We start from the raw sequence: 16,216 nt of genomic DNA, 5'->3' as shown, positions 1-16,216 counted from the left end.
GCCAACCTAGCATTCGGGCGCCGCCGTTGTCTCCAGACAAGGGCAAGAAGGCCCGTGCAGGCGGCTGCCATCAGCGCGAGTCCACCTGGTATCCGGCTGGCGGTGCGGGCCGGTGGCCGGCGCCGCACACTGACCTGGTTAGGCGATGGCCAGTCCTTCCACCGGCGAAAGCCGGGCGGCGCGGCGTGCCGGCAGGACCGAGGCGAGCAGGCCCGCGATGACCGCGACGGCCAGCACCGAACCCAGCTGGAGCCAGGGAACGTCGGGGGTCACGGTTGCGAAGGCGCCCAGGGCGGACTGCGCGCCGAGCCAGCCGTACAGCACACCGAGTGCGATGCCGATCAGGGCCGCGACGCCGGCGATCAGGACGGCTTCCAGCGCCAGCATTCCGCGCAGCTGCCCGCGGGTCAGCCCCAGCGCCCGCAGCAATGCGGACTCCCTGGTGCGCTCGAGCACGGACAGGGACAGGGTGTTGGCCACACCGACCAGCGCAATCAGCACGGCGACGGCGAGCAGCCCGGTCACCACGAGGAGCAGCACGTCAATCACCTGGTTGAAGGCCGCGCGTTCGATCGCGGCGCCGCTGAGCTGGTATTCCTCGACACCTAGGCCGGTGGCCAGGTCGGCACGCAGCTGCATCAGTGCGGCTGGGTCCAAGTCCCGGTCCACGGCGAGCCAGAGCTGCGGGAGCGCGTCAGGCGAGGCGCCGCCCGGCGCGCCGATCTCTTCGGCCGCGGCCGCGGAGATCAGCGGCGGAAAGGCCATGCTTCCCGTTTCCACCACGGTCAGTTCCTTCTCTCCGCGGCTGCCCGTGACCGTTAACGTCTTGAGGCCGGACCCTTCCGCCATCAGCACCGACTCGTCGTCCAGCGCCAGCGTCTGGTCCTGCAGCAGCCGCTTCTGCTCCGGCAGCAGCCGGTAGACCCCGGTGCGCATGCCATCGACCTCCGCGAAGCCGCCGGGCGTGACCAGGCCGGCGGCAGCAACGCCGTCGTACTCCGCGGCCGCCGCCGCATCCCGGGCGTCCAGCGCGGTGCCGTCCATGGCCGGGCCCGCAATGCTGACGTCGACCGGGTACTGCGTGGCCAGCTCTGAGTCGAAGGCTGTGCGCGCCGTCTGGGCACCGGTCATCATCATCGTCACGAGGGTCACGCCGATCAGCAGGGCGGTCGCCGTCGCGGAGGTGCGGCCGGGATTGCGGACGGCGTTGACGGCGGCGAGCTTGCCGGGCACACCGAATGCCCGCGCCGGGGCGCCGACCGCGCTCACCAGCGGCGGCACGAAGACGCTCGCACACATCAGCAGCCCGACGAAGGAAAGCAGACCCCCGGGGAGCGCCACGAGCAGGCTGGCACCGGCCGCGCCCAGGCCAAGTACGACGGTGCCGCTGGCCGTGAGTGCCAGGCCGATCCACAGCCTGGTCTTGCCTTTGCGGTTGCCGGCGCGGGGCTCTTCGAACGGGCGGAGCGCGGCCAGCGGTGCGACGGCGGTGGCGGCGCGGGCGGGCGGCAGGGCGGCCAGCACGGTCATCAGGATGCCGACGCCGGCTCCGAGGGGGACCGCAAACGGAGGGATTGCGAGTGCCGCGAAGCTGGTGTCCGGCTGTTGCCGGAGCCAGCCGACAAGGCCGGCCATCAGGGCGATGGCGGCGAGGACGCCGGCTGCGGACGAGAGCGTGCCGACCAGCAGCGCCTCGACCAGGACAGAACGGCGGATCTGTCGCCGGTCGGCGCCGATGCAGCGCAGCAGGGCGAGGTCGCGGGTGCGCTGGGCGACCAGCACGGAGAAGGTGTTCCCCACGACCAGGCCGCAGACGAGGATCGCGACGAGGGCGAACGCCAGCAATACGGGGGTGATCGGGTCCGAGCCGCCGGTGAGGCTGGCGACCAGCTCCTTGGTCTGCTCTGCCGCGGTATTGACCGTCGCGCCCTGGAGACCGGCCGCGGACAGCACGGCCGCGACGGAGTCCCGGACCTTCCCGGCGTCGGCGCCGTCGGCGAGCCCGAGTTGGATGGCGAGGACTGTTGCCGGAGCCTGCGCCGGGGACAGCTCGTTGAGGGTGGCGTCGGGCGCGAGGAACTGCGGCTGGCCCATGGTCAGCGGGTCGTTGGAGGGTTCGATAATGCCGGAGACGGTCAGGTCGCGGCCGGCGGCGAGGCTCTCGGCCGCGACGCTGCCGCCGGCGGGGGCCAGCCGGAGCGTGGCGCCTTCGGCCAGCTGCAGTCGTTCGGCGGTGGCCTCGTCAACGGCGACTTCGCCTGCCGCGGGCCAGGATCCGGTGAGCAGCTCGGCGGGATTCAGCCCGGCGTCCTCCGACAGGTTCTGCAGCACGCCGAATCCCGCCGTCCCGGCTGCGCCGAAGGCAATGTGGGCCTGTCGCTGGAGGTAGGTCTGCGCCACGCCGCCGGTGGCAGCGGCCGCGGCGGCGGCAGCCTCGGCCGCTGCCGGCTCCAGCGGCTTATCCGGCCCGGGCGCGATGATGAGGTCCGCGTTCCTGAAGCCCGCGCCGACGGTGTTCGCCAGCGACGCTTCGGAGGATGCGTTGACCATGAGGGTGGCGGTGAGGAAGCCTACGGCCACCATGACCGCAATTCCGACGGCGACAAACCGGCGTGCGTGCGCCTTCACCTCTGCGAGTGCGACTTTCAGCATCGGTCAGGCCCCCAGCCCGGCGAGCGCGGAGAGCACGCTGTCCGTGTCCGGCCTGTCCAGGTCCCCGACCAGGCGGCCGTCGTTCATGAGGACGACGCGGTCCGCATAGGACGCGGCGACGGGATCGTGGGTCACCATGATGATGCTCTGGCCCATCTCCTGCGAGGAACGCCGCAGCAGCGCGAGCACCTCGGCCCCGGAACGGGAATCCAGGTTGCCGGTGGGCTCGTCGCCGAAGAGCACGTCAGGCCGGGTCAGCAGTGCCCGGGCCACCGCCACGCGCTGCTGCTGGCCGCCGGAGAGCTCATGCGGCCGGTGCTTGAGCCGCTCCGCGAGTCCCAGCGTGGCGGTGATGTAATCCAGCCACTCCGTGTCGACCTTTCCGCCCCCGAGCGCGATGGGCAGCGTTATGTTCTGCTCGGCGGTCAGGGTCGGCACGAGGTTGAACGCTTGGAAGACGAAGCCGATGCGTTCGCGGCGCAGCCTGGTCAGCTGGGCGTCGCCCAAGGCGGTGATTTCGGTGCCGCCTACCCGGATGCTCCCGGAGTCGGCCGTGTCCAGCCCGGCCAGGCAGTGCATGAGCGTGGACTTGCCCGATCCGGAGGGGCCCATGATCGCGGTGAACTTGCCGCTTTCGAAGGAGACGGTCACCTCTTTGAGGGCCTGGACGCGGGTATCGCCGCTGCCGTAGGTCTTGCAGAGTAGGCTGGTCGCCGCCGCGGGGGCCGCCGCCCTGCCGGGGGAGCCGGGGCCGGATGCACCGGAAGGCGAAGTGCCGAAGGAATCCGGGCCGGAGGCGTCCGCGCGGGACCGGTCGGCGGGTCGGGGGAGATTGGATGAGTGCTCGGTTCTCGTGGTCATACCCCCACGCTATGGAGCGCCAGGGCGCCGGCGGATCGGACCCGGGGCTGGTCTTCGGCCGCCGGGACTCATACCTAGGGCGGAGGTCGGCCGCGGGAGACCCGCCGCAGAGGAGCAGCGCGGCCTACGGGATGACGACCCCGGTCTCGTACGCGATGAGCACGGCCTGCACCCGGTCCCGGGCGTTCAGTTTGGCCAGGATGTGGCCGACGTGGGTCTTGACGGTTGCCTCGGACAGGAACAGTTCGGCCGCGATTTCCGGGTTCGACAGTCCCCGGGCGATCAGCGTGAACACTTCGCGCTCGCGGGCGGTCAGCGACTCCACGGCGGCCGTGTGCCGGCTGACCTCGGGCGACGGCGTGCGCAGCAGGGGAGCCACATGGTCCAGCAGCCGGCGGGTGGTCGACGGCGCAATCACCGCGTCGCCCCGGTGCACGGTGCGGATGGCGGCGAGCAGTTCCTCCGGCGGCGCGTCCTTGAGCAGGAAACCGCTGGCCCCGGCCTGGATCGCCGAGAGGGCGTATTCGTCCAGGTCGAAGGTGGTCAGGACAACCACCTTCAGGTCCCTGCCGCCCGAACCCGCGGGCCTGCGGGCCGCCCGTTCCAGCAGCGCCCCGGTGGCTTCGATGCCGTCCATGCCGGGCATGCGGACATCCATCAGTACGACGTCGGCGCTCACCGCGGCCAGTGCGCTCACGGCTTCGTGGCCGTTGCCGGCCTCCGCCACGACTTCGAGGTCCGGCTGCGAATTGATGAGCATCTTGAAGCCGCCGCGGACCAGCTGCTGGTCGTCGACCAGGGCGACCCGGATGGGCCCGGTGCCAGGGTCGTGATGCTGGTCGTGCCGTGGCAGCGGGGTACTCACTTCAGGCCTCCGTGTAGGGAATGAACGCGTAGACGCGGAAACCGCCGCCGTTCCTAGGGGCCGCTTCCACCGTCCCATCGTAGAGCGCCAGCCGCTCGGCCATGCCCACGATGCCTTGGCCGCTGCCGGTCGTGGCCGGGTCGGCGCCGGCGCCGCGTCCGTCGTCGTTAATGTTTAATTGAAGCCCGCGGCCGGTCCACTCCAGGCGCACCACAGCCTGGGCGTCGGGGCCGGCATGCTTGAGGACATTCGTCAGCGCCTCCTGGACAACCCGGTAGGCGGTGAGCTCGGCGCCCGCGGGCAAGGGGCGGCGCGGGTGGCCGATCCACTCCAGGCTGACCTGCAGGCCGGACCGGCGCACCGCTTCGACCAGGGTTTCCACATCCGCCAAGGACGGCAGCGGCCGGGTCGAGGCAACTTCGTCGCCGCGCAGCACGCCCAGCAGCCGGCGCATCTCCCGCAGGGACGAGCGGCCCGTTTCCGCAATGGTCTCCAGCGTCTGCCCCGCGATGGCCGGCGTATGGGCACTGGCGTAGCGGGCACCGTCGGCCTGGGTAATGATGACGGAGAGCGAATGCGCCACGATGTCATGCATTTCGCGGGCGATGTGGCTGCGTTCGTCCGCGGCCGCGAGGTCCCGTTCCTGCTGGCGCTCGATTTCCAGCCGCCGGGCGCGGTCCTCGAGGGCCTGCACCGCAAGCCGGCGCGTCCGGGCGAGGTCGCCGAACGTCCAGCACGCCAGGACCACGGCGTCGACCGCGATCAGCCCGATGATGTAGACGGGGATCAGCACCTGGATGCCGGTGCCGGCAGGGTCGAACCCGTAGCCGCTCGGGATGAACCAGTAGCGGATGATGAACAGCAGCCCGCCGACCAGTGCCGCGATGAGTCCGCCGAAGCTGGCCCAGCGGGGTGCATAGGCGGCGAGTGAATAGACGGCGACAAGCGCCAGGACGTCGGCCGGCAGCGGCTCGGCGATCAGGAGTACCTGGGCCAGGCATGCGAGGGCCATGGCCAGGCCGGACTGCCAGGGCCGGGTGCGGCGCCACGCCAGCGGCAGCACGATGGCGGCGGAGAGGGCGAAGGCCGCCGCGTCGCCTACCAGCAGGAACGGCAGGACGAAGGCGACGACGGCGACCAGCATGGCAATCAGGTCGACCTTGCCCTGGTTGTCCTGGAGCCAGCGGTAGATTTTGTGGTGAACGCGCATGATGACACCGACTCTAGGGCCAGCCATGTGCCGGGCGCGTCATGCCGGAGTCTGACCTTTCCGCCAGGCCGGCGCCCTCCGCCCTGCTTCACGCGGCCTGCCGTTCCCGCGCGCTGTGTCCACTTAGTGAGATGCGTTGCTCAGGATGTGGGACGGGTTCCTAAACTAGGAGTATGAGCGCAGCAGATTCCAAGGTAATTTCCCTCGCAGTCATTCCCGGCGACGGCATCGGTCCCGAGGTCATCGCTGAAGCGGTCAAGGTCCTGCAGGCCGCCACGGCGCAGGAGCCCGTAGATTTCGACCTCCGGGAGTACCGGCTGGGAGCCGAGCACTGGCTGGCCACGGGGGAGACGCTGCCCGACGACACCCTGGACCAGTTGCGCAGCCATGATGCCATCCTGTTCGGCGCGATCGGTGCCGCCCCGGGCGACACTCGGATCCCGTCCGGGCTGATCGAACGCGAGCTGCTGCTGAAGCTGCGTTTCAGCCTCGACCACTTCATCAACCTCCGGCCGGCCAAGCTCTTCGCCGGTGTCCGGAGTCCGCTGGCCAACCCCGGCGCGATCGACTTCGTGGTGGTCCGTGAAGGCACCGAGGGTCCCTACGTCGGCAATGGCGGCGCGCTGCGGGTCGGAACGCCCCACGAGATCGCCACCGAGGTTTCGGTCAACACCGGCTACGGCGTCGAACGGGTGGTCCGCGATGCTTTCCGCCGCGCACAGCAGCGCCGCAGGAAGCTGACCCTGGTGCACAAGCACAACGTGCTGGTCCACGCCGGCCACCTGTGGCGAAGGACTGTCGAAGCAGTCGCGCGTGAGTACCCGGAGGTCGCCGTCGATTACCTGCACATCGATGCGGCAACGATCTTCATGGTGACCGACCCGTCGCGGTTCGACGTCATCGTCACCGACAATCTGTTCGGCGACATCATCACCGACCTCGCCGCCGCGGTGACCGGCGGCATCGGCCTGGCGGCCAGCGGAAACATCAACATGGAGGGCACCGCGCCGTCGATGTTCGAGCCGGTCCACGGATCCGCACCGGACATTGCCGGACAGCAGAAGGCGGATCCCACCGCAGCCATTCTGTCCGTGGCGCTGCTGCTGGAGCACCTCGGGCTCTCCGATGCCGCCGCCCGCGTGGAGCAGGCGGTCGAAAAGGACATCGCCGTGCGCGGCGCCGGGGTGCGCAGCACGGCGGAGTCCGGCGATGCGATTGCGTCTCTTTTGGCAGTACGCTAGTTAGCGATCATTAACTTTTCTGCACAACGTCGTGCTGTTCAGACGTGGAGGACCAATGACAACAACGCTGGAATTCACCCAGCAACTCTCCGATCATCCGAAGAGCGCCGAAGAACGTGCCGCCATCCTGGCCGACCCGGGCTTCGGAAACCACTTCACGGACCACACCGTCGTCGTCGACTACAAAGTGGACGTGGACGGCAACGGCGGATGGTCCAACGCGCGGCTGGAGCCGTACGGCCCCATCTTGATGGATCCCGCGGCCGCGGTCCTGCACTACGGGCAGGAAATCTTCGAAGGCATGAAGGCCTACAAGCACGCCGACGGTTCCGTCTGGACCTTCCGTCCTGAGGCCAACGCCAAGCGGATGAACCTCTCCGCGCGGCGGCTGGCGCTGCCGGAACTGCCGGAGGAAACCTTCCTGGAGTCGCTGCGCCGGCTGGTCAGCGTGGACAAAGCCTGGATCCCGAGCGGAGAAGGCGCAGCCCTGTACCTGCGGCCGTTCATGATCGCCACCGAGGCCTTCCTCGGAGTGCGCCCGGCCCGCGAAGTCTCGTTCCGCGTGATCGCCTCGCCGGCCGGCAACTACTTCGGCGGCGAACTCAAGCCGGTGTCGATCTGGCTGTCGGAGAACTACGCTCGCGCCGGCCGCGGCGGCACGGGGGAAGCCAAGTGCGGCGGCAACTACGCGGCGTCGCTGGCGCCGCAGCTGGAAGCCGAAGCCAACGGCTGCAAGCAGGTGCTGTTCCTCGATCCGTTCAACGACAATGCCGTGGAAGAACTCGGCGGCATGAACATCTTCTTCGTGTTCGCCGACGGGCGGCTGGTTACTCCCGAGCTCAACGGGAACATCCTGCACGGCGTCACCCGCGACTCGGTGATCCAGCTGGCCAAGGACCGCGGCCTGGACGTCCAGGAACGCAAGATCACCATCGACGAATGGCGCAGCGGCGTCGACTCCGGCGAGATCACCGAAGTGTTCGCCTGCGGCACGGCCGCCGTCATCACGCCCATTGGCGAACTGAAGACCAAGGACGGAACCATCGCCTCTCCGGGCAGCGGCGCGGGCGAGGTCTCGATGTCCATCCGGAAGCAGCTGCTGGGCATCCAGACCGGGGACGTCGAGGACACCTACGGCTGGCTGACCCGCCTGGCGTAACACCGCCGACTGGCCGGCCCCAGGCCGGAGTTCGCGGCACCTCGCCGCCTGACCCCTTCGAGGCCGGGCGAGTGGAGCGGGCGAAACGTAAGGCAGAGTTCCTGTCCGCGCAAGCGGGCGGGGGCTCTGCCTTTTCGTGTGCGGAACCCGGCTCGCGGCTCTCCGTGCGGCCAGCGCCTCCCGGCGCAGCGCAGCGTATCCTCCCATACCGGCTCCGGAAGGGCCAGAGCGGCAGAGCCTTTCGCGCCCGTTTGCAGCTGATCGATCGTTCTATCTAGCTTTGGGCCGGTGGCCCCCGGTAGCGTGCCAGCAGGGGGGATTGGGAAAGCCCAATCGGGCCGGTCTCCGGTCCGCTATTCGCTCGCACTGTCCACAGGAGGACCACCCATGAGGAAAACCCTTGCTGCAGCAGCCTTCGCCGGCGCGCTTGTCGTCACTGCCGGAACCGCGGGACCCGTCGCCGCCGTCGGGGAAGGCCCGGGCTACGGCGGCAACGAGACCGTGAACACGTCCATCTTGCATACCTATGACGAGCTGGTGGCAGAGCTCAAGACCCAGGACGCCCGGCAGGAGCGGCTGGACCTTGAAGTCATTGGCCAGAGCGTCAAGGGCCGCGACCTGTACCTGGCCAAGTACATCTCCAACCCGGACAACCCGACCATCCTCTACCTGACGCAGCAGCACGGCAACGAGCAGCTGACCACCGAGGGGGCCCTTGAGTTCATCAAGCACCTGGGCACCGGCAAGAACCAGGGCGTGCTCGACGGCGTCAACATCCTTGTCGTACCGATGCTCAACCCGGACGGCGCGATGGGCGATGTCGACTTCCCGCTGGAGGACTACATCGCCTCGGGCGGGAGGCACCTGACCCGCTACAACGCGAACGAGGTCGACCTGAACCGCGACCACGTGGCCAAGGTCGAGCCGGAGACCCGCGCGCTGCATGACAACGTCATGCGCAAGTACGGCATCGACTACATGATCGACCTGCACCATCAGGGCGCGCAGAGCGAACGCGACGGCCAGCTCGTCTCCGGCTCCATCCTGCATCCGACGACGCCGAACGTCGATCCCTCGGTCCTCGGGGGCTCCAAGAAGCTCGGCGCCGTGGTGTTCGACGCGATCGACCCGACCGGCTGGGGGCACCTCGGCAAGTACGTCGGCGGCAGCGCGGAAACCATCAGCCGGAACGGCATCGCGGTGGAATACGGCATCTCCACACTGCTGTTCGAGATGCGCGGCATGAGCGACCACTACCGGGAGGACTACGTTCTGGGCCAGAAGTCGAACGGCTACCTGATCAAGCAGACCGTCACCACCCTGGAGGCGACCGCCCGGGCCATCGCTGACGGCTCCATCGCCGACGCAGACACCTCGTTCTGGGACACGCTGGCCGAGCAGAACACCCGCAGCGAGTAACGGCGCCGACTCCGGGTCCTTGGAACCCGCTGCGGGCGCGGATCGCGAGGTCCGCGCCCGCAGCCTCCGCCGGGTGCCACAATAGAGCCGTGCATGCAGAGACGAACTCCGCCCTGGTCCGCAGCAGCGACCTGACCCGCTACCGGCTCGCGCCGAACCCGGGACCGATGTCCCTGGAGGGAACCCAGTCGTACGTCATCGCCGCCCCCGAAAGCGGGCGCGTCGCCGTCGTCGATCCCGGACCGCTGGACGAGACCCACCTGCAGGAACTCGCCGCCGCCGGCCGGGTGGAGCTGGTGCTGATCACGCACCACCACATCGACCACACGGAGGCCAGCGCCCGGTTCCACGAGCTAACGGGCGCACCGGTGCGCGCGCTGGACGCTGCACTGTGCCATGGCGGGGAGCCGCTGCGCGACGGAGAAACCATCGAGTCGGCGGGGGTCCGGATCGACGTGCTCGCCACGCCCGGCCACACCGCCGATTCGGTCTCCTTCCACCTGCCGGAGGACGGCGCCCGCGGTTCCGTGCTGACCGGCGACACCATCCTCGGCCGCGGCACCACGATCATCGCCTACCCGGACGGGCGGCTCGGGCCGTACCTCGACTCCCTCGCGCGGCTGCAGGCACTGGGCCCGGCCACGGTGCTGCCCGCGCACGGCGGGACCTTGCCGGACCTGGCCGCCGTCTGCCGCGAGTACTCCGACCACCGGTACCAGCGGCTCGAGCAGATCCGGGCCGCCCTCGGCGCGCTGGGCGGGGACGCCTCCGTGGCGGCCGTGACGGACCACGTCTACTTCGACATCGACCCGTCGGTCCGCGGGGCCGCGGAGGCTTCCGTGGCGGCGCAGCTGGATTACCTGCGCGGCTGACTTCCTCCAGCAGTCCTGCAGCAGTCTGCGCCGTCGCCGCGAATCGGACCGCCAAACGTTAGGCTAACCCCATGCGTATAGCCCGATTTGTAGTTGATTCCGACCCGGCCTTCGGCATTGTCGAAGGAGACGAAGGCAGCGAGGAAATCGCCGTCATCAGCGGCGACCCGTTCTTCACCGGCATCCAGCCCACCGGTACCCGCCACAAGCTCGAGGATGTCCGGCTGCTGGCCCCGATCATCCCGAGGAGCAAGGTGGTGGGCATCGGGCGCAACTATGCCGAGCACATCAAGGAAATGGGCAACGAAACGCCGCCGGCTCCGCTGATGTTCCTCAAACCCAACACCTCGGTCATCGGCCCGAACGAGCCGATGCCGCTGCCGGAGTTCTCGGACGAGGTCTCCTACGAGGCCGAACTGTGCGTGGTGATCGGCCGGATCTGCAAGGACGTGCCGGTCGACCGCGTCGACGAGGTCATCTTCGGCTACACCTGCGGCAACGACCTGACCGCCCGCGATGCCCAGCGCACCGACAACCAGTGGGCCCGCGCCAAGGGCTTCGACGGCTCGGCACCGATCGGTCCGTGGATCGAGACGGAACTGGACCCCGAGGACCTGGCCGTGCGCGGCCGGCTGGATGGCGAGCTGAAGCAGGACGGCCGCACGTCGCAGATGATCTGGGGCGTCCGCGAGCTGGTGTCCTATGTCTCGCAGGCCTTCACACTGCTGCCGGGCGACATCATCATGACCGGCACCCCGGCCGGCGTCGGCACCATCGAGGCCGGCCAGCGCTACGAGGTGGAGATCGAGGGGATCGGCCGACTCTCCAATACCGCCCGCCGTTAAATGACGACGGCGGTGCCCTCCCGGGTGCGCGCCGCGCGGCTGGTGGCGGCGGTGCTGTCGCCCGGTGTCGTGTGGGGTGCGGCGATGGTGCTCGGCGCCGCGACCGCTTCGTCCGGGGCCCGGGCGTTGGCATGGGGGATCGGTGCCGCCGTCCTCATCTGCCTGGTGCCCTGGCTCATCGTCACGAAGCTGGACCGGGACGGTCAGCTGCGCCAAGGGATCCGCCGTTTCGGGCTGACCCCGCTGGTCGTCTGCGCCGGCGCGCTGATGTACGGCACGCTGCGCGCCATCCGCTGGCTCGACGGGCCGCTGTCCCTGGCGGCGGTGATCTTCGCCGCCTGCGCGGGACTCGGGGCGGTCCTGCTGCTGTCCAGGGTGGTCCGGCTCGGCTGGCCGGCCGTGTCCTGCGGGGCGATGGCGGCGATCCTGCCGCTCATGCTTGGCCTGCCGGGGCTGGCGGCATGGCCGGCCGCCGCCGCGGGACTTTGGGCCCAGCACGTGCTCGGGCGCGGCACGGCGGCGGTTCTGGCCGGCTCGGCGCTGGCCGGTGCGGCGGTCTGCGGCGGGACGTATGCGTTGCTGCTGCAGGCCGTGCGCTGATCCTCCGGTCGGGGACCCTCAGGCCGCGAGCGCCGCGTAGCGCCCGCCGAACTCGAGCAGGGACTGGTGCGTGCCCGCCTCGGCGACCCTGCCGCCGTCGAGCACGGCGATCTGGTCCGCGTTTCGCACGGTGGAGAGCCGGTGCGCGATGGTGATAGTGGTCCGGCCGACGGACAGCTGCTCGAAGGCCTCCTGCACGGCCCGCTCGGTCCGGGTGTCCAGCGCGCTCGTGGCCTCGTCGAGGATCAGGATCCGGGGGTTGCGCAGCAGCGTCCTGGCAATGGCAAGGCGCTGCTTCTCCCCGCCGGAGAACCGGTGGCCGCGTGAGCCGACCATCGTGTCGTAGCCGTCCGGCAGGGACGCAATGAGCTCGTGGATCCGGGCCCCGCGGGCGGCCTCCATGATCTCCGCGTCGGTGGCGTCCGGCTTGGCATAGCGCAGGTTCTCAGCGATGGTGGCGTGCATCAGGTACGTGTCCTGGCTGACGACGCCGACGATCCGCGCCAGGTCGGCAAGCCGCAGGCTGCGGATGTCCACGCCGTCGATGGTCACCCGGCCGTCCTCGGGATCCTGCAGCCGTGCCAGGAGCGAGGCGAGCGTGCTCTTGCCGGACCCGGTGGCACCGACCAGGGCAAGCGTGCTGCCGGCGGGGACGTCGAGGCTGACGTCGCTCAGCGCCCTGCCGGTGCTGCCCGGGTAGCTGAAGCTGACGTCCTCGAAGCGGACATCGCCGCGCACCGCGGCCGGTTCGATGGCTCGGGGCGAGGGCGGGTCGGCGATCTCTACCGGCAGGTCGAGGTACTCGAAAATCCGGGCGAAGAGCGCCAGCGAGCTGATGACCTGGACACCGACGTTCAGCAGGCCCATGAGCGGTCGGAAGAGGCCCGTCTGCAGGGTAGTGAACGCAACGACGGTGCCGATCGACAGGGCGCCGGCGGTGGCGGGCAGCCCGGCCGCGAGGTAGATGACCGCGGGGACCGCCGCAAAGATGATGCTCATGGTGGCCATGCGCCAGCGGCCGGCCAGTTCCGAGCGCAGCTCCAGGTCGATGAGCCGGCTCGAGGAACGGGCGAAGCGGTCGGCCAGGGCCGGGCCGGTGCCCATGGTCTTGCTGAGCTGGATTCCGCTGATGGACAGGCTTTCCTCGACCGTCACGTTCAGGTCCGCCAGCTCGCGCTGCTTGGCAGCGGTGACGGCGAGCCGCAGCTGCGCGACCTTGCGGGTCAGCAGCACGGCCGGGGGCATGACGACCAGGGAGATCAGTGACAGCTGCCAGGACAGGGCCGCCATGGCCGCGGCGGTAGCAACCACGGTGGTCAGGTTCGCGGCGATGCTGGTCGCCGTGCTGGTCACGACCTGCTGCATGCCGCCGATGTCGTTGGTGATGCGCGACTGGATTTCCCCGCTGCGGGTGCGGGTGAAGAAGCCCACCGACTGGCGCTGCAGGTGGGTGAAAACCTCCGAGCGCAGCCGGTGCATGACCTGCTGGCCCACGCGCGTGCTGATCCAGGTCTGCACGACGCCCAGCACTGCGGTGAGGACGGCGACGGCGAGCATGCCGGCGACCAGCGCCGCGAGCAGCTCGAGGTTGCGGTCCGGCAGGGCGTCGTCGATCACTGCGCGGAGCAGGAACGGCGAGGCCATCGAGACGATGGATGACGCCACGATGACCACGGTGACGAGGGCGAGCGCGCCGCGATGCGACCTGAAGAGCGCCGCTATCCGGCGGAGGGGAACGTGCCGGGCCTGGTCGCGCTCCGCCGCGGTGACCGCGCGGGCATTCCGGCGGCCGGAGCCGCCGTCTGTCCCCGGCAAGGGACCTGGTGAGAAGGATTCCAAGCGGAATCACCCCCGTTCTGCTGAGGGGGAGCGGCGGACGGGCCGCCGCCGGTATTGATGAGGTGGCCTCACTATGAGGATACAACAGGCATTTCTGCTAGCCTATTCCCATGGCCGAAGAGAACCTACTGGATGCATTCTGGGCGGTGGCCCGGGCCCTGCGCGGCCGCTCCCGCAGCATGCTGCAGCCGTGGGGCATCTCGCCCTGGCAGTCCCGGGCTCTGGGAGAACTCGGGCGGCACGGCCCGATGCGTCTCGGCGTCCTGTCCGAAAGACTTCGCATCGCGGCCCGTTCCGCAACCGAGGTCGTGGATGGGCTGGAGGCCTTGGGCCTGGTAGCGCGCGAACCCGATCCAGGGGACCGCCGGGCCACCGTGGTGTCGTTGACGCCCGAGGGCGAACAGCGGCGCAGGGATATCAGGGCGGCCCAGCTGGCCGAAGCCGATGAATACTTCAGCGTACTCACCCCCGAGGAGCGGGAGTCGCTGGCGCTGTCGCTGCGGAAGCTTCGTCCGGAGCGCGGCGGGAACGGGGAGGATGCACCGTCCGGCTAGGAGGCGGCTCGTCCACTAAACTGGGTGGCACTATGACTACTGATGCTGCCCCCGCCTCCACCTCCGACGAAACGACTGTCCGTGTCCGGTTCTGCCCGTCGCCGACCGGAACGCCCCACGTGGGCCTTATCCGCACGGCGCTCTTCAACTGGGCCCATGCCAAGCACACCAAGGGTACGTTCGTCTTCCGCATCGAGGACACCGACGCGGCGCGGGATTCGGAGGAGAGCTACCAGCAGCTGCTGGAGGCGCTGAAATGGCTCGGCATCACGTGGGACGAAGGCGTGGAAGTGGGCGGGCCGCACGAGCCGTACCGCCAGTCCCGTCGGCTGGACCTGTACAAGGACGTCGTGGCCAAGCTGCTCGAGGCGGGCTATGCCTACGAGTCCTACTCGTCCCCGGACGAGGTCGAGGCCCGGCATAAGGCGGCCGGGCGCGACCCGAAGCTCGGTTACGACAACTTCGACCGCGACCTGACCGACGAGCAGGTCGCGGCGTTCAGGGCCGAGGGACGCGAACCGGTGCTGCGCGTCCGGATGCCCGACGAGGACGTAACCTTCACCGACCTGGTGCGCGGCGATATCACCTTCAAGGTCGGCAGCATCCCCGACTACGTCATTGTCCGTGCCGACGGTTCACCGCTCTACACGCTGGTCAACCCGGTCGATGACGCCCTGATGGGGATTACCCACGTGCTGCGCGGCGAAGACCTGCTCTCCTCCACGCCGCGCCAGGTCGTGCTGATCCGCGCCCTGATGGACCTGGGCATCGCCAAGTACATGCCGGAGTTCGGGCACCTGCCATACGTCATGGGCGAGGGGAACAAGAAGCTCTCCAAGCGGGATCCGGAGTCCAACCTCTTCCTGCTGCGGGACCGCGGCTTCATCCCGGAGGGCCTGCTCAACTACCTGGCGCTGCTGGGCTGGAGCCTCTCGGCGGACGAGGACATCTTTACCGTCGAGCAGTTGATCGAGAACTTCGATGTCCACGACGTGCTGGCGAACCCCGCACGCTTCGACCTGAAAAAGGCCGAGGCGATCAACGGCACCCACATCCGCATGCTCGAAGCCGAGGACTTCCGCAACCGGCTGGTGCCGTACCTGCAGTCGGCAGGCCTCGTCGGAGAGACGCTGACCGACCGCGAAAACGAGATCCTCACCGAAGCCGCCCCGCTCGTCCAGGAGCGCATCGGCCTGCTGGGCGAGGCGCCCGAGATGCTGGCCTTCCTGTTCAAGGCCGACAACGAAATCGACGTCGCGGCCGATGCGCGAAAGGGTTTGCCGGAGAACCTGTCCGAGGCGCTGGACGCCGCGCTGGCAGCGCTCGAGCCGGTCGGGGAGTGGACGGCGGAGAACATCCAGCAGGCGCTGCGCAGCGCCCTGGTGGACGGCCTCGGGCTCAAGCCCCGGCTGGCGTTCGGGCCCGTCCGCACCGCCGTTTCCGGCCGGCGGATCTCGCCGCCGCTGTTCGAGTCCATGGTCATCCTGGGCAAGGACTCGTCGTTGGCCCGCATCAAAGCCTTCCGTAACGCCTGATGAGCGGCACTCCCGGGCAGTGTGACGCACGGCTCAGCCAAAAAGGCCCTTCCCGTTTTGAAAAACGGCGGGGACATCCGGTAGAGTAATTACTCGTGCTGAGGGGCTCAGCCGGTCAGGAAGGCCTGGCGGGCAAGGTCCGGAAGTGCCATTGGGATATGGTGTAATTGGCAACACAACGGTTTCTGGTACCGTCATTCTAGGTTCGAGTCCTGGTATCCCAGCGCTGGCAAGTCCGCTGTTTTGCGGCGGATTTGAACCAAATCCAAGGATTTGGCAGCCGGGCAGAAGGTATGAAATACTCTTCTAGCCCGATCGGCGGAAGCCGGTTAGGAAAAAGTGCAAGGCCCCATCGTATAGCGGCCTAGTACGCCGCCCTCTCACGGCGGTAACGCGGGTTCGAATCCCGCTGGGGTCACCGATAGCCGGTCCCGGACAGGAATGTCCGGGACCGGCTTTTTGTATTCGGGGTGCCTTTGCCGGCCGATAGCTTATCGGCCGGGTTATAGGCCAAAATTGTCCCGACCCCCGTTTTCCGCGCTCCTGTTTGCCTGTTTTCCGTGA

13 protein-coding genes and 2 tRNA genes are annotated in these 16,216 nt (G+C 69.0%); 10 read left to right on the top strand and 5 right to left on the bottom strand.

Annotation, left to right across the window (positions count from 1 at the left end; all coding sequences use genetic code 11):
- Positions 1–138: 138 nt before the first annotated feature.
- The 4 genes from OC550_RS08560 to OC550_RS08545 all read right to left on the bottom strand — a co-directional run bounded on the left by OC550_RS08560 (position 139) and on the right by OC550_RS08545 (position 5,588).
- A complete protein-coding gene (locus tag OC550_RS08560; protein WP_262105150.1) occupies positions 139–2,652 on the bottom strand; it encodes an ABC transporter permease in 2,514 nt (837 codons plus the stop codon).
- Between the two features lie 3 nt (positions 2,653–2,655).
- Positions 2,656–3,513 carry an ABC transporter ATP-binding protein gene (locus OC550_RS08555; protein ID WP_262105149.1) on the bottom strand — a complete coding sequence of 286 codons (858 nt, stop codon included), beginning with the start codon at positions 3,511–3,513 and terminating at the stop codon, positions 2,656–2,658.
- Positions 3,514–3,637: 124 nt separating this feature from the next.
- Positions 3,638–4,378, bottom strand: a complete 741-nt coding sequence (locus OC550_RS08550) for a response regulator transcription factor (protein WP_262105148.1) — start codon at positions 4,376–4,378, stop codon at positions 3,638–3,640.
- Position 4,379: 1 nt separating this feature from the next.
- Positions 4,380–5,588 carry a sensor histidine kinase gene (locus tag OC550_RS08545; protein ID WP_262105147.1) on the bottom strand — a complete coding sequence of 403 codons (1,209 nt, stop codon included), beginning with the start codon at positions 5,586–5,588 and terminating at the stop codon, positions 4,380–4,382.
- Between the two features lie 173 nt (positions 5,589–5,761).
- Here OC550_RS08545 and OC550_RS08540 point away from each other — a divergent pair, with 173 nt between their 5' ends.
- From OC550_RS08540 to OC550_RS08515, 6 genes are all read left to right on the top strand, one after another.
- The gene (locus tag OC550_RS08540; RefSeq protein WP_262105146.1) at positions 5,762–6,829 is read left to right on the top strand and encodes a 3-isopropylmalate dehydrogenase; all 1,068 of its coding nucleotides are present in this window, start codon (positions 5,762–5,764) and stop codon (positions 6,827–6,829) included.
- Positions 6,830–6,884: 55 nt separating this feature from the next.
- Entirely contained in the window at positions 6,885–7,988 is a 1,104-nt protein-coding gene (locus tag OC550_RS08535; protein ID WP_262105144.1) for a branched-chain amino acid aminotransferase, read from the top strand.
- A 387-nt stretch (positions 7,989–8,375) separates the two neighbouring features.
- The gene (locus tag OC550_RS08530) at positions 8,376–9,407 is read left to right on the top strand and encodes a M14 family zinc carboxypeptidase (protein WP_262105142.1); all 1,032 of its coding nucleotides are present in this window, start codon (positions 8,376–8,378) and stop codon (positions 9,405–9,407) included.
- 89 nt (positions 9,408–9,496) lie between these two features.
- Positions 9,497–10,279 carry an MBL fold metallo-hydrolase gene (locus OC550_RS08525; RefSeq protein WP_262105141.1) on the top strand — a complete coding sequence of 261 codons (783 nt, stop codon included), beginning with the start codon at positions 9,497–9,499 and terminating at the stop codon, positions 10,277–10,279.
- Positions 10,280–10,350: 71 nt separating this feature from the next.
- A complete protein-coding gene (locus OC550_RS08520; protein ID WP_262105139.1) occupies positions 10,351–11,124 on the top strand; it encodes a fumarylacetoacetate hydrolase family protein in 774 nt (257 codons plus the stop codon).
- Complete coding sequence (locus tag OC550_RS08515) at positions 11,125–11,724, top strand: hypothetical protein (protein ID WP_262105137.1); 600 nt, start codon at positions 11,125–11,127, stop codon at positions 11,722–11,724.
- Positions 11,725–11,742: 18 nt separating this feature from the next.
- On the opposite strand, the gene OC550_RS08510 is transcribed toward OC550_RS08515, so the two are convergent.
- Complete coding sequence (locus OC550_RS08510) at positions 11,743–13,539, bottom strand: ABC transporter ATP-binding protein (protein ID WP_262105135.1); 1,797 nt, start codon at positions 13,537–13,539, stop codon at positions 11,743–11,745.
- A gap of 134 nt (positions 13,540–13,673) precedes the next feature.
- Between OC550_RS08510 and OC550_RS08505 the strand changes: the two genes are divergently transcribed.
- From OC550_RS08505 to OC550_RS08490, 4 genes are all read left to right on the top strand, one after another.
- A complete protein-coding gene (locus OC550_RS08505) occupies positions 13,674–14,117 on the top strand; it encodes a MarR family winged helix-turn-helix transcriptional regulator (protein WP_262105133.1) in 444 nt (147 codons plus the stop codon).
- A 32-nt stretch (positions 14,118–14,149) separates the two neighbouring features.
- Positions 14,150–15,652 carry a glutamate--tRNA ligase gene (gene gltX / locus OC550_RS08500; RefSeq protein ID WP_262105131.1) on the top strand — a complete coding sequence of 501 codons (1,503 nt, stop codon included), beginning with the start codon at positions 14,150–14,152 and terminating at the stop codon, positions 15,650–15,652.
- 152 nt (positions 15,653–15,804) lie between these two features.
- Positions 15,805–15,876 (top strand) — tRNA-Gln (locus tag OC550_RS08495).
- Between the two features lie 121 nt (positions 15,877–15,997).
- Positions 15,998–16,070 (top strand) — tRNA-Glu (locus OC550_RS08490).
- Positions 16,071–16,216 lie beyond the last annotated feature (146 nt).

The sequence above is a fragment of the Arthrobacter sp. Marseille-P9274 genome (assembly GCF_946892675.1).
Taxonomy (GTDB): domain Bacteria; phylum Actinomycetota; class Actinomycetes; order Actinomycetales; family Micrococcaceae; genus Crystallibacter.
The sequence above is the reverse complement of the archived record's forward strand: the minus strand, read 5'-3'. Positions and strand labels throughout refer to the sequence as shown.

Bases quoted from the DNA above. Each gene is read 5' to 3' on its own strand.
- OC550_RS08540 (WP_262105146.1), top strand. From the start codon at position 5,762: ATGAGCGCAGCAGATTCCAAGGTAATTTCCCTCGCAGTCATTCCCGGC.
- OC550_RS08520 (WP_262105139.1), top strand. From the start codon at position 10,351: ATGCGTATAGCCCGATTTGTAGTTGATTCCGACCCGGCCTTCGGCATT.
- OC550_RS08530 (WP_262105142.1), top strand. From the start codon at position 8,376: ATGAGGAAAACCCTTGCTGCAGCAGCCTTCGCCGGCGCGCTTGTCGTC.
- OC550_RS08555 (WP_262105149.1), bottom strand. From the start codon at position 3,513: ATGACCACGAGAACCGAGCACTCATCCAATCTCCCCCGACCCGCCGAC.
- OC550_RS08545 (WP_262105147.1), bottom strand. From the start codon at position 5,588: ATGCGCGTTCACCACAAAATCTACCGCTGGCTCCAGGACAACCAGGGC.
- OC550_RS08560 (WP_262105150.1), bottom strand. From the start codon at position 2,652: ATGCTGAAAGTCGCACTCGCAGAGGTGAAGGCGCACGCACGCCGGTTT.
- OC550_RS08535 (WP_262105144.1), top strand. From the start codon at position 6,885: ATGACAACAACGCTGGAATTCACCCAGCAACTCTCCGATCATCCGAAG.
- OC550_RS08505 (WP_262105133.1), top strand. From the start codon at position 13,674: ATGGCCGAAGAGAACCTACTGGATGCATTCTGGGCGGTGGCCCGGGCC.
- gltX (WP_262105131.1), top strand. From the start codon at position 14,150: ATGACTACTGATGCTGCCCCCGCCTCCACCTCCGACGAAACGACTGTC.
- OC550_RS08515 (WP_262105137.1), top strand. From the start codon at position 11,125: ATGACGACGGCGGTGCCCTCCCGGGTGCGCGCCGCGCGGCTGGTGGCG.